At 60.9% G+C, this 970-nt stretch carries 2 protein-coding genes; both read left to right on the top strand.

Annotation, left to right across the window (positions count from 1 at the left end; translation table 11 throughout):
• On the top strand, positions 1–271 hold a 271-nt coding region (locus U4Y91_RS36530; RefSeq protein WP_321809119.1), incomplete at its 5' end, for a transposase.
• On the top strand, positions 268–970 hold a 703-nt coding region (locus U4Y91_RS36535; RefSeq protein WP_321809120.1), incomplete at its 3' end, for an IS3 family transposase. The genes U4Y91_RS36530 and U4Y91_RS36535, both read left to right, overlap by 4 nt.

The raw sequence follows: 970 nt of genomic DNA on the forward strand, positions 1-970 counted from the left end.
CCTTGTCATGAAGAAGTCGCGGTTCAGTGAAGAGCAGATTATCGGGGTGCTGAAGGAAGCCGACGCAGGCATGAAGGTCGCGGACCTGTGCCGCAAGCACGGCATATCGGATGCGACGTTCTATAACTGGCGTAGCCGCTACGGCGGCATGGATGTGTCGGAAGCACGACGATTGCGGCAGTTGGAAGAGGAAAACCAGCGACTCAAGCGGTTGGTGGCAGATCAGGCGCTCGACATCCAGGTTCTGAAGGAGGTTCTCGGAAAAAAGTGAGTTCGCCCGCGCAGCGCCGGGAAGTCGTGCAGCAGGTGATCGAACAGCACGATTACTCGGAGCGCCGGGCGTGTGCGCTCATTGGCCTGAATCGACGGACGTTCCGGCGGCCGGTACCGCCTGATGCCGATCACGAAGTGCGGCAACGGCTACGCGAACTGGCGCAGGAGCGGCCACGATTTGGCTCACCCCGCCTGCACGTCTTGCTACGCCGAGAAGGTCTGGTCCAGAACCACAAGCGCACTGAGCGGCTGTATCGTGCAGAAGGTCTATCGCTTCGCCTGAAACGGAGAAAGAAGCGTCCGAGTCATTTGCGCGTGGTCATGCCGACACCCAATGGCGCCGACGAAAGCTGGGCGATGGACTTTGTTGCTGACGCGCTGGTGCATGGCCGACGCATTCGAATGTTGACCATCATCGACACGTGGAACCGGGAGTGTCCGCACATCGAGGTCGACTTCTCGCTGACGGGTGTCCGCGTGGCGCGGGTGCTTGAGCAGTTGCGGCAACGAGGACGGTGCCCCAACCTGATTCAGGTGGATAACGGCCCGGAGTTCGTCAGCAAGGCGCTCGACGCTTGGGCGCACGAGCACGGCGTAAAACTGCAGTTCATCCGGCCCGGCAAACCGGTGGAGAACGCTCACATCGAGAGCTTCAACGGCCGACTGCGCGAAGAGTGCTTGAATCAGCACGCGTTCG

The organism is Burkholderia sp. BCC1993 (genome assembly GCF_905339865.1).
Taxonomy (GTDB): domain Bacteria; phylum Pseudomonadota; class Gammaproteobacteria; order Burkholderiales; family Burkholderiaceae; genus Burkholderia.